The organism is Escherichia sp. WS1451 (genome assembly GCF_046487365.1).
Lineage (GTDB): Bacteria > Pseudomonadota > Gammaproteobacteria > Enterobacterales > Enterobacteriaceae > Escherichia > Escherichia coli.
In genome coordinates, this window is sequence record NZ_JBJQJP010000009.1 from 150,660 (window position 1) to 162,285 (window position 11,626).

Consider the following 11,626-nt stretch of genomic DNA (forward strand, 5'->3'; position numbering starts at 1 on the left):
AACCTTAGACATAACGTTGAGGTAGAGAAACGCTGACACGCGTGCCGTGCAGGCAGGAGATGGTCAAGGTGCCACCCAGCGCCGTTACGCGCTCGCGCATTCCGGTAAGGCCAAAACCGTGTTGCCCGGAATCTGGCGGTAAACCGCTGCCATCGTCTTCAATCACCAGCATTAACCGCTCATCCTGCTGCCAGCCTTGCAGCGTGACCGCGCTGGCATCGGCATGTTTCACAATGTTGTTCAACCCTTCCTGGCAGACGCGAAACAGCGTCACGCGCTGGTTTTCGCTTAACGCTGATTCATCGATTCGCCATTCGAGATGACTGACAATGCCGCGCCCTTCCAGCTCCATTTCCCGCATCAGTGAGCGGATGGCCTGCTCCAGGGTGAGATCATCCAGCTGGCGCGGACGCAACCGCCCTAACAAACGGCGCACCGCATCGTAAACGCCCAGCGATAGTTGTTCGATGAGCTGCCCGCTCTGCTTCACACTGGCGTTATCTGCCGCCAGTCGCTGGACAATGCCCGCCTGAGTACGAATGGCAGTGATGGTCTGGCCGATATCATCGTGCAGCTCACGCGCCACGTCGCGGCGTACGCTCTCTTCAGTTTCTAACAAACGTTCAGCCAGATGCTGATTGCGCGCCAGTTCCTTTTGCAGCGACTGGTTAAGTTCACGCAACCGCTGGATGCCTGCGCCCAGTAACAACCCTGTCAGACTTTGCACCAGCAGCGAGAGCAATAAATCCACCGGATGATCGCGCCAGGTTTGACTGGCAATCAGCGCGATGGCGTTCATCAACGTCGCAATCAGCGCCCCTTGCCAGCCGTAGTGCCAGGCCAGCGCGATAATCGGCAGCGCCAGGCAGAATGGCGTAAAGCGCGACAGTTCGTCCGGCAATCCCAACTGGAGCCAGAGACTGATAACAAACAGCAGCAAGTACCAGACCAGATGCCGCCCGCGCCAGTTGATCGGTTGAGAAACTAACGACGGCCCGAGCGGCAGCCAGATGTTATTGGCGAGATAGTGCCAGAACACCAGACATATCGGGGCCAGCGTCAGGCCGCCAGTTAAAGTCAGCAACAGCGCATTCCACGACTCTTTCCCGTGCCAAAGCCAGGGCAGCGACTGCAACAACGCCGCCGCCGTCAGCGCCGCACCCTGTAACAGCAAGGTGCGCCAGTCACGTTGATGGCGATAGCGCGAGATCAGCGCCACGGGCAATAACGTCAGTAAACTACCGATCATCAATAAGGAGAAATGGGTTAAACCGACCGCCTGCGTTAGCCAGTAAATCAGCAGCCACTCCGCGCCCAGCAGCACCGACCAGTAGCCGCGCGGGCATTGCAGCATTAGCCCCAGACGCAGACCAAACGGAAATAACAGCACCGCCATATCAGGGCGCTCAACCAGGTGCAGGCTGATACTCCACAAGCAAAACCACGCGGCAGAGAAGATAAAAAAGCAGGCAATAACGGTAATTAAGCGAGAGAAAAACGTCTTCATCACCAGCCATCAAACATGCGGCGCGCCAGTTCAACGTCGTTACTGACGCCCAGTTTTTCCATCAGGTTAGCGCGATGGACGTGTACCGTTTTCGGTGACAAGCCCAGTTCGGCGGCAATCTCTTTCACCGCCATTCCTTGCGCCAGTTTTTCTGCCACCTGCCGTTCACGTTTGGTCAGCGGGTCCTGGCGACCAGATGCCAGTTTAATAGCAATATCCGGCGTCAGATAACAGCCGCCCGTGGCAACCGTATGCACCGCAGCAATCAGTTCGTCAGGGCTACAACGCTTGGAGAGAAAGCCGCGCGCCCCCGCGTTAAGCGCCTGCTCAACCAGCGCCGGACTGTCATGAACAGAGAGCATAATCGTCGCCATACCTTTCGGCAGCTGGCTTAGCAGCTCCAGACCGGAGATATCGGGCATGGAGATATCGCAAATACACACCTGCACACCGCGCCCCGGCAGCCCCGCCAACGCCTCGCGCCCCGAACCAAACTCGGCAACTACCTGCAAATCAGGTTCCAACCCCAGCAACTGCGCAAAGCCGGAGCGGACGATGAGGTGATCGTCTATAAGGGCAACGGTGATCATGATTGGGTCCTGGCGGATAAAAAACGCGCATACCTTAACGATAAGCGCGATGTTGTTCAAGTTGGATATGGGGTATGTATTGGCCTAATGATGTTGGGCTTATCGTCAAAACGCTTACCTGAAAGGTAAGCGTTTGGTGCGTGTTATTGAGAAAAAGCGAATTATTTGTAGGTTGCGATTGCAATATTGCCTGAAAAATTTCTCCTCCTGTTGCGGAAATCGTTTTCAGGTAACAAAGAGTCATCCAGAAACCTATAATCTTCAGCGGAACGCTCATTAAGAGAGTCATCCACTGAGTCGTTATGAATATAATCCTCACCGTATGTTCGATAAATGAAATTAGCAATATTAAAATCGTTACCAGCTTCATTTATTTCGGCTTTTACAATATAATGGGTTTGTGTGAATGTATGCTGTGAAAAGTCAGCAACAAGCAAATTTGTTTTTCCCAGCAAAGCACAAAACCCTGGGTTATCATCAAGCCCGGCAGAAACAGAATCGTTTGCCTGTATTACATTAATATCCCCCCTATCAAGCGCGACAGGAAATGCCTGTGAACAAGCATAATACAGGTTACCTATTCCTGAAATACTGGAGAGGCAAGAAATAATATTTTCTCTGATTTTTTTCTCAACACCATTTTTCTGTAGAGAGTTTCTCACAATATTACATTCATCTGGCGTAAATACAATTTCACTAAAAAGCTTTTCGAAAGCTTTATATTTTCTAACACCTCCATGGCCAGACAAAGCCATGGTTTTATTCCTCAGAAATTCATGGATTGTGCTATTTATTTTAACTCCACAACATGAAATAATTGAGCTACCCTCTCCAACGTGTCTTGCTGCATCAGCAAGAAGTGAACTAAACTCTCCCTCCAGAACATCTAGTTTTTTTATGTCTGATTTATAACTACAATCATTTGGAATTAATTTATCTGGAGTTAATTGAGTTTGTTCATTTAACGCTTTTTTTAATTGGCGCTCAGCATCAGTAACTCCAAAACTGCGTTTATTTTCAGAATTATTATTAACAACTTCTAGCTTAAGAGCATTTGCAGCAACTGTTACTTTTGAGAGTTGATACTTTTCCAATACATCGTGCTCTGATAATAACCCTATAAACTCTTTCACATTTCGACCACTAAAATCCCTGTCTCTACTCTGTTTTTTCAAACTGTTGCCTTTTGACTCACGATACACATCAGTGACTTTAAACTTATCACTGCCGGTCTGCTCAATTTTTATATAGCTATCCATGCCAGTGGTAGCGATCCATGTCTTATAATTCGCATTCGCTGATTCAGGCGTAACATGAAAATAAGAAACCAATTTACCACTGATATCATGCCGATATATATGAAAAGAATCTAAAATGTATAATAATATATTTCGGAAAACCTCACGAAAAGTGGCATCTTTAGATAATGTTCTACAATTATCGAGCAGGCCGCTTTGCTCCATCGCATCAAATGCTTCAATATTACCCTCGATACTATCTCTTAGACTCTGGCTCAGGCCCTGACTCTGAGTTTGACTCTGAAAATGACTATTATCATTCTCTGTTTCCGTTGGATATGTATAACTCGTCACACTAACCATAGTAACCTCGCAATATGACACTTGCATATTTTGACATTGTTAGAAGTATCAATGGCTAGCATGATAAATATTTCATTGCTAACCGCTATATTTCATTTATTTCAATAATAAGACCATGTGTCGTTAATTTTTAACGATTTTCCCAATGCAATTGCATCACTAATTCTACTTATTCACTATCAAAAATCGCTCATTTTTTTCAAAAAGACTGTTTACACACAGACGGTTAAGAATAAGCGTTCACCTTAATGATAAACGCGATTTATCAGGCAAAAATCATAAATCAGCAGTTGTTGCGGCACCGAAAAATGTAAAAGCGACTTTATCGTTTTTGGAGTTTTGTTCGTCGACCCTACCGGTAGTAAAATAACGAGAACACTGAAGCTTAACTTCATTTCCAACATTATTAACCGCCATCAAATACATCTTCTGACTAAACCCATTTATAGTAAAATCAATTTCTTTAAGATATTTCCCAGTCCCAAAAAAGGTATTTCCTGAGTTTTTTAAACCCGATATTGATGAAATGGAACCATCCAAACTCTTTAAGAGTAACTCGCTAACATCTTGAGATGTATTTTTTAAATAGCTCTGATAGCCTTGTACGGAAGAATAATAAAAACATGTAATCCCCTGATGACTGGATAAGCAAGCGATTATTTCATCAATCTTATCATCCGCAATATTACCATTTGATTTCTTTAATAATTCCCTTACCCGAGCACAGTCATTATCATTAAAGTAAACCAGTTCAACCATTTGTTCAAGTGTGTTTTGACTATTCTTTGTATCTTGTTCAATTATTTCAATTTTCTCTGCAAATATTTTAAGAATATCTTTACTTAACTCAACACCGCAGCAAGTTATTTTAGTAGCACCATTTTGTTGATTTTGTTCTTTTATAGTTCTATGAGCATCCATAATTATGGAATCAAAAAAAACATCTGTTCTTTTAAAACTTTCCTGAACAGGTACATATCCTTCATCTTTTTGAACTCGCAGGCTTAATAAATCATATATATTACTTAAAATTCCCGCAGAAATTTCGTAATTAAAGTCTGTATTATTGATAACAATACTATTAACTAATTTCTTTCTCAAAACCGTGTCAGCGGAATGTGTTTCTAACGCAGCAGTTTTTTCAGACAACGATTTGATAATAGTCGCTACAGCCACTCCTGAATATGGAGTTTCTTTTCGTAAACGTTTATCTCTACCAACCAGAGTAATATTAAATAACTTATCACCTGTTTGTTTGATTTCGATATACTCATCCTCTCCAGTTGCCGCCATCCAGGTACGATTACCATTATTTTCAGTGCCTGGCATAGGGTGAAAATAGTTAAGGATTTCGGTATTAACACTGCGAGAGCCGGACATAATATTTGCTATTAAGCGTTTTATTTCCTGCAACATCCATTTTGCGAAATTACTGCCAGGTGAATATTTTTTCTCGTTATTTGTGATATTAAGCTCAGCAGCAACAATTCTATTTTTATCCAAAAAGGTGGAAGGGCAGGGATTTGACATCATTGTTCCGCTGATTATAGGGCTTGCCATAATATACCTCACGATGAACCATTAATTAATAGAATGCTGGTCATGACCATTGGTATAGACAGCAATCAGAATTTAACACCATCGCTGGAAATTTTAGCCCTAACTGTTAACCCCCAAATTACCGGTGCAGCGACTTAAATTAACATTCAGGGCTAATAAATTGTGCCTGAGATGGTCTCTGGCACAATTTCACCCTATATATCTGAACGGATCTATCAAAAATCGCTCATCAGTACCCCCCCGGGCGGTTTAATGTCGCTCCTTACTGAAAAAACACCGCGATCTTGTTAAACATTGTCGGATCAGACTGATTACGCTGCACTTTCACCACATCTTCCAGCTTATCGATTTGGCTTATCATCTGCTCCAGACGCTGGTCGTCATTGACCAGTAGCCAGATGTGGCTTTTGTCGCTGTCCTGAATCGGCAGGCAGAGAATGCCTTCAACGTTAAAAGCGCGACGGGCAAAAAGGCCACAAACGTGGGTCATTACGCCCGGATGGTTGCGAACGGTGAGTTCGAGAATCACGTTGTCATGAGTTGTGTTTTGCATGGCTTATTCCCCCACCATTTCAGTATTCGCCGCACCTGGCGGCACCATCGGGTACACTTTTTCTTCGGCATCAATACGCACATGGATCAGCGCCGGGCCAGGGCGATTGATGATTTCCTGTAATGCAGCCTGCGGATCGGTTTCGTTATTCAAATCACAGGTTTCGAGGCCGAATCCGGCGGCAATCTGCATAAAGTTGATTTTTCCCGGATAGGTAGCGGCAAAAACGCCCTGCTTGTAGAACAGACTCTGTTGCTGATGTACCAGCCCCAGCGCTTCGTTGTTCATCAGAATGATTTTGACATCCAGCTGATTTTCACTGGCGGTCGCCATCTCCTGAATATTCATCATCAGGCTGCCGTCGCCGGAGAAACACAACACTTTGCGATCCGGGTTCGCCAGCGCTGCGCCAATCGCCGCAGGCAGGCCAAAGCCCATCGTGCCCAGCCCGCCGGAGGTCAGCCACTGGCGCGGGCGATTGAGCGGATAAGCCTGCGCGGTCCACATCTGATGCTGACCCACGTCGGTGGTGATAATCGCGCTGTCATCGACACAGGCGGCAACGGCGTTAATCAGGCCGTAATGGCTTAATGGATCGCACGCTTTCGGGATTGGACACGGGAATTCGCGCTGCAAATCCGCTACCAACTGGTGCCATTCTGCACGCGGTTGCGCTTCCACCAGCGGGATCAATTGCGCCAGCACGTCATCAACATCCGCCTGAATCGCTACGTGCGGTTGCTTGATTTTGCCCAGCTCTGCACGGTCGATATCGACATGAATGATTTTCGCATTCGGGCAGAACTGCTCGGTTTTGCCAATCGCCCGGTCATCAAAACGCGCACCGAGCACAATCAGCAGATCCGCCTCCTGCAGTATATAGTTGGTGCTGCGCACGCCGTGCATCCCCAGCATACCCAGCGACAGCGGATGCGCTTTTGGCAGCATGCCCAGCGCCATTAAGGTCATGGTAGTTGGCAATTGCGCTTTCTCTGCCAGTTCACGCACCCGTGCGGGCGCATTGATCACACCGCCGCCCAGATAAAGCACCGGGCGTTTGGCGGCGTTAATCATTGCCGCTGCGTCACGAATACTCTCTTCACTAAACGCAGGCGCGGCAGCTTTTTCTGTCATACCGGGCTGTTCTTCAATCTCAAAAACTGCCGTTTGCACATCCTTAGGAATGTCTATCCACACCGGGCCAGGGCGGCCTGATTGCGCAATACGAAAGGCGTCGCTCATGACCTGTGGGAGCTCTTCGATATGTCTGACCAGATAGTTGTGTTTGGTGATGGGGATAGAGATGCCGTAGGTGTCCACTTCCTGGAAGGCGTCGGTGCCGATCATCGAGGCAGGAACCTGACCGGTGATGCAAATCAGCGGGATGGAATCCAGCCGCGCATCGGCAATGGCGGTCACCAGGTTAGTCGCACCCGGTCCGCTACAGGCCATACAGACCGCCGGTTTACCGTCGGTGCGCGCCATTCCCTGAGCGATAAACCCCGCGCCCTGTTCATGGCGAGCCAGAATATGGCGGATTTGCGTGCTTTGGCTTAAGGCATCGTAAACAGGCAGGATAGAACCGCCCGGAATGCCCGTCACAATCTTAATGCCCTGCTGTTCCAGGAAATGAACGATAAATTCTGCGCCGGTAAAGCGCTTACGCGTCGATGTTGTGCCCGAACTTGCCATGCTCCAGTCCTTTTCTTCTGGGCCGACTTTCCGGGAGGTGCTTAAACGAAAAACCCCGCCCGGTTTGCGCCGGCGGGGTTTTGGAATCGTGTGTTGTTCCAGTCCCTACGGCGCATTGCCGACGACCACCACCACACGCACGACGACCACTGCGGCGGATGGCGCAGTTGGTAGTAGTTTTGCGTTGAACATGGAAGTAGTCATTGGGGACCTTGTTGGTTTTGTGTTTAACAATATTTATACAAGCACAGCTTTACAGGGGAGACAATGGAAAATTTTTCAGCAAGGGAAAATTGAGGGGTTGATCACGTTTTGTACTGAATTGCAGGTAACAAAAAACCCCGCCGGAGCGAGGTTTCGTCAGTCGCCTGCGGCTGGTAACCGCAAAGCACACTGTATTATGTCAACACTGAAAGTATACGTGTTCCGCGCAGAACGCGCAATTTCGGCACGAATTTTGACGTATTTAGTACATAGTTGAGTATCGTTCACAGTTTTCGTTTTGTCCAAATATTACTGTTTATTTATACAGTAAACTTCTATAATATCACTGTACGCAATGTGTTATGCGGGGGCCGCATCGTTACCCGGCGCACTAAGTCCTGGCTGAAACGGGTGGTGCCGTCAGCGCCTTAACCCCGCGTGAGCACACTGTGTTATGTCAACAAGCACAACGTTTCTCCTTGAGATACCGCGTGCACAACAGCTGGCAACAGGCAGCGGAAAGGTACGTCAGCTGGCAGTGCTCCTGAACCACAGGAGACGCGTATGAGCCTGGTGGATATCGCCATTCTTATCCTCAAACTCATTGTTGCAGCACTGCAACTGCTTGATGCTGTTCTGAAATACCTGAAGTAATTCAGATTCAAGTCGCACCAAAGGGGAGCGGGTAACCGCTCCCCTTTCATATTTAGCGTGCGGGTTGGTGTCGGATGCAATGCTGATGCATCTTATCCGCCCTACCATCCCTCCCGGCAACATTTATTGCCGCTTTTGTTTACATATTCTGCCGCTAAACAATTCCCCATTCCTGGCGTATATCTGGCTAACATTTATCAATGTGATAGATTCCTCTCCCGCATTTATGGGAGTGCGTAGTGACTTATTCTAATTATTTTTATAAAAGCATCCGTGATAATGAAAAGGCATAGAAACGTCAATTTGTTATTGATGTTGGTATTACTCGTGGCCGTCGGTCAGATGGCGCAAACCATATATATTCCAGCTATTGCCGATATGGCGCGCGATCTCAACGTCCGTGAAGGGGCGGTGCAGAGCGTAATGGGCGCTTATCTGCTGACTTACGGTGTCTCACAGCTGTTTTATGGCCCGATTTCCGACCGTGTGGGTCGCCGACCGGTGATCCTCGTCGGAATGTCCATTTTTATGCTGGCAACGCTGGTCGCGGTCACGACCTCCAGTTTGACAGTATTGATTGCCGCCAGCGCGATGCAGGGGATGGGCACCGGCGTTGGCGGCGTAATGGCGCGTACTTTGCCGCGTGATTTATATGAACGGACACAGTTGCGCCATGCTAATAGCCTGTTAAACATGGGAATTCTTGTCAGTCCGTTGCTCGCACCGCTAATCGGCGGTCTGCTGGATACGATGTGGAACTGGCGCGCCTGTTATCTCTTTTTGTTGGTACTTTGTGCCGGTGTGACTTTCAGTATGGCCCGCTGGATGCCGGAAACGCGTCCGGTCGACGCACCGCGCACGCGCCTGCTTACCAGTTATAAAACGCTTTTCGGTAACAGCGGTTTTAACTGTTATTTGCTGATGCTGATTGGCGGTCTGGCCGGAATTGCCGCCTTTGAAGCCTGCTCCGGCGTGCTGATGGGCGCGGTGTTAGGGCTGAGCAGTATGACGGTCAGTATTTTGTTTATTCTGCCGATTCCGGCGGCATTTTTTGGGGCATGGTTTGCCGGACGTCCTAATAAACGCTTCTCAACGTTGATGTGGCAGTCGGTTATCTGCTGCCTGCTGGCTGGCTTGCTGATGTGGATCCCCGACTGGTTTGGCGTGATGAATATCTGGACGCTGCTCGTTCCCGCCGCGCTGTTCTTTTTCGGTGCCGGGATGCTGTTTCCGCTGGCGACCAGCGGCGCGATGGAGCCGTTCCCTTTCCTGGCGGGCACGGCTGGCGCGCTGGTCGGCGGTCTACAAAACATTGGTTCCGGCGTGCTGGCGTCGCTCTCTGCGATGTTGCCGCAAACCGGTCAGGGCAGCCTGGGGTTGTTGATGACCTTAATGGGATTGTTGATCGTGCTGTGCTGGCTACCGCTGGCGACGCGGATGTCGCATCAGGGGCAGCCCGTTTAAGCTCACGTCACCGCAGCATCGTCATCAGCTCCATGGGAGAACGATGCTGCTTTATCAGATCACGCATCACCCGCATATGCGGCGCGGAGTAAGAATAAAACGCCTGATAGCCCGCACAAAGCACGTTGTCTGGCGTCTCCTCCCGAGCGTGCGGGCACAGCCGATGCCAGTCGCACGCCTGGCAGCCACGGCGCGGTTGCGGGTTTTCGCTGCCACACCATTTTTGTAGGGTGGCGTCAAAAAGCTCAATCGAGATACGACTGATATCTGCCCGTACCCAACACTCGAACAGGGCAATTAAAAATTTCCCCCACAGCTCTGCTGTCACCGAAGCGGCCGTCAGATCGCCCCGGTCATCAAATTCAAGATGGGGAATAAGCTGTACGGAGCGGATGCCCCGCTGTTTGAAATTGTGATAAAAATCGGCAGGTTGCAGAGCATCCTTATACTCTACAACCAGTTTATGCCTGTCCTCTTCAGCATCAATGACCTGACTTCCTGTCATGCGACTCTCTCAATAAATACGATAAGTTGATGTATATGCGTTACAGCAAACAGTATTGCGAGAGATAACACCGCGAGGGAGATCAAAAATTTGTCACGGACTACGTGAAATTGGGAAAAATCGCTATTCGTGACATCCATTAAATTGCGATTACGGGTGTAGTGCCAGAGGATCAGCGCCACAATGGCGAGAATGCCAATCGAAATCCAGAATAACATGCCCGCCTGGTGCCAGTTGTGTTTGATAGCCAACGCCATCAACGCGCCGTAGCCCAGCATGGTACGAAACCACGCCAGTGATGTACGCTCCGGCTGCAGCCCTGGGTCGGCAATGCGTCTGGCTTTGCGGCTATCCGGCATACAACACCAGTCCCATAACGATCACCGCTACGACCATCAATATTAAGCTGATGATTAATAAGCTGTTGGTGTAGGGCAGGTCCTCTTTCAGACGCATCGCTTTTTCATTGCGTAACCAGCGCAGGTAGCCATACATCGCTAACCCGCCGGAAAACAGACACAACAACAACGCCAGCAGTTCGCGAATGACGGGCGTGGCGAAATCTGGCGCAAGTTGATCAAGCCCAACCCCCGCCGCCAGAAATCCTAGTGCAGTACGGATCCACGCCAGAAAAGTACGCTCATTAGCCAGCGAGAAGCGGTAATCGGGCGCTTCTCCGAGGCGGGAAATTTTCATTGTTGCTCCTTTGCAATTTCACTAACGCTCTACCTTTAGCGGTTTTTTTAAGAATTTCGTCCACCTGTTTCCTGATATGCTTTTGCCATCCGCTACAAGGAGGTCAGATGGGTATCATAGCGCAAAATAAAATCAGTTCATTGGGCATGCTGTTCGGTGCCATCGCTTTAATAATGGGGATTATCCACTTTTCATTCGGCCCTTTTTCCGCACCACCGCCAACGCTTGAAAGCATCGTGGCGGACAAAACGGCTGAAATTAAAAGAGGTCTTCTCGCCGGAATAAAAGGCGAAAAAATTACCACCGTGGAGAAAAAAGAGGACGTAGATGTCGATAAAATCCTCGATCAAAGCGGTATCGCACTGGCCATTGCTGCGCTACTTTGCGCATTTATTGGCGGTATGCGTAAGGAAAATCGCTGGGGCATTCACGGCGCGCTGGTTTTTGGCGGCGGAACGCTGGCTTTCCATACCTTGCTTTTTGGTATCGGCATCGTGTGCAGCATTTTGCTGATATTCCTTATCTTTTCCTTCCTGACCGGCAGTTCACTGGTTTAAGCAGCCTGAATAATGCCCGCCGGGTGTTCATCAGCGGGCATTA

At 48.7% G+C, this 11,626-nt stretch carries 14 protein-coding genes; 3 read left to right on the forward strand and 11 right to left on the reverse strand.

Translation table 11 applies throughout. The features are described from left to right. Window positions 1-4 precede the first annotated feature (4 nt). The 7 genes from uhpB to ivbL form a co-directional block, all read right to left on the reverse strand. Window positions 5-1,507, reverse strand: coding sequence for a signal transduction histidine-protein kinase/phosphatase UhpB (uhpB, locus tag ACJHX7_RS13690; RefSeq protein ID WP_001361972.1), 1,503 nt, complete (start codon window positions 1,505-1,507; stop codon window positions 5-7). Beyond that, window positions 1,507-2,097 carry a transcriptional regulator UhpA gene (gene uhpA / locus ACJHX7_RS13695; protein WP_000633668.1) on the reverse strand — a complete coding sequence of 197 codons (591 nt, stop codon included), beginning with the start codon at window positions 2,095-2,097 and terminating at the stop codon, window positions 1,507-1,509. Before uhpA ends, uhpB begins: the two co-directional genes overlap by 1 nt. Window positions 2,098-2,258: 161 nt before the next feature. Beyond that, window positions 2,259-3,698: a hypothetical protein gene (locus ACJHX7_RS13700; protein ID WP_410231634.1), complete on the reverse strand. Its 1,440-nt coding sequence runs from the start codon at window positions 3,696-3,698 to the stop codon at window positions 2,259-2,261. A 276-nt stretch (window positions 3,699-3,974) separates the two neighbouring features. Further along, window positions 3,975-4,457, reverse strand: coding sequence for a hypothetical protein (locus tag ACJHX7_RS13705; protein ID WP_097465944.1), 483 nt, complete (start codon window positions 4,455-4,457; stop codon window positions 3,975-3,977). A gap of 1,063 nt (window positions 4,458-5,520) precedes the next feature. After that, window positions 5,521-5,811, reverse strand: a complete 291-nt coding sequence (gene ilvN, locus ACJHX7_RS13710) for an acetolactate synthase small subunit (protein ID WP_001181706.1) — start codon at window positions 5,809-5,811, stop codon at window positions 5,521-5,523. Window positions 5,812-5,814: 3 nt separating this feature from the next. Then, window positions 5,815-7,503: an acetolactate synthase large subunit gene (gene ilvB / locus ACJHX7_RS13715; RefSeq protein WP_094030242.1), complete on the reverse strand. Its 1,689-nt coding sequence runs from the start codon at window positions 7,501-7,503 to the stop codon at window positions 5,815-5,817. A 105-nt stretch (window positions 7,504-7,608) separates the two neighbouring features. Beyond that, window positions 7,609-7,707, reverse strand: coding sequence for an ilvB operon leader peptide IvbL (gene ivbL / locus ACJHX7_RS13720; RefSeq protein ID WP_001312198.1), 99 nt, complete (start codon window positions 7,705-7,707; stop codon window positions 7,609-7,611). Window positions 7,708-8,271: 564 nt separating this feature from the next. Between ivbL and tisB the strand changes: the two genes are divergently transcribed. Next, window positions 8,272-8,361, forward strand: coding sequence for a type I toxin-antitoxin system toxin TisB (gene tisB / locus ACJHX7_RS13725; protein WP_000060506.1), 90 nt, complete (start codon window positions 8,272-8,274; stop codon window positions 8,359-8,361). Window positions 8,362-8,484: 123 nt separating this feature from the next. Here tisB and ysdE read toward each other — a convergent pair whose 3' ends face one another. Continuing rightward, window positions 8,485-8,559, reverse strand: coding sequence for a protein YsdE (ysdE, locus tag ACJHX7_RS13730; protein ID WP_211180519.1), 75 nt, complete (start codon window positions 8,557-8,559; stop codon window positions 8,485-8,487). Between the two features lie 81 nt (window positions 8,560-8,640). Between ysdE and emrD the strand changes: the two genes are divergently transcribed. Next, window positions 8,641-9,825: a multidrug efflux MFS transporter EmrD gene (gene emrD, locus ACJHX7_RS13735; protein ID WP_032172559.1), complete on the forward strand. Its 1,185-nt coding sequence runs from the start codon at window positions 8,641-8,643 to the stop codon at window positions 9,823-9,825. Between the two features lie 7 nt (window positions 9,826-9,832). Here emrD and ACJHX7_RS13740 read toward each other — a convergent pair whose 3' ends face one another. From ACJHX7_RS13740 to ACJHX7_RS13750, 3 genes are read right to left on the reverse strand one after another with little or no spacing between them, the layout of a single operon-like run. Next, the gene (locus tag ACJHX7_RS13740; protein ID WP_000148045.1) at window positions 9,833-10,330 is read right to left on the reverse strand and encodes a radical SAM protein; all 498 of its coding nucleotides are present in this window, start codon (window positions 10,328-10,330) and stop codon (window positions 9,833-9,835) included. Beyond that, window positions 10,327-10,689: a DUF202 domain-containing protein gene (locus tag ACJHX7_RS13745; RefSeq protein WP_001113432.1), complete on the reverse strand. Its 363-nt coding sequence runs from the start codon at window positions 10,687-10,689 to the stop codon at window positions 10,327-10,329. Before ACJHX7_RS13745 ends, ACJHX7_RS13740 begins: the two co-directional genes overlap by 4 nt. Continuing rightward, the gene (locus ACJHX7_RS13750) at window positions 10,679-11,026 is read right to left on the reverse strand and encodes a YidH family protein (protein ID WP_000703959.1); all 348 of its coding nucleotides are present in this window, start codon (window positions 11,024-11,026) and stop codon (window positions 10,679-10,681) included. The genes ACJHX7_RS13745 and ACJHX7_RS13750 overlap by 11 nt, the downstream gene beginning before the upstream one ends. A gap of 107 nt (window positions 11,027-11,133) precedes the next feature. On the opposite strand from ACJHX7_RS13750, the gene yidI reads away from it, so the two are divergent. Continuing rightward, window positions 11,134-11,583, forward strand: a complete 450-nt coding sequence (gene yidI / locus ACJHX7_RS13755; RefSeq protein WP_094030241.1) for a protein YidI — start codon at window positions 11,134-11,136, stop codon at window positions 11,581-11,583. Window positions 11,584-11,626: the final 43 nt, after the last annotated feature.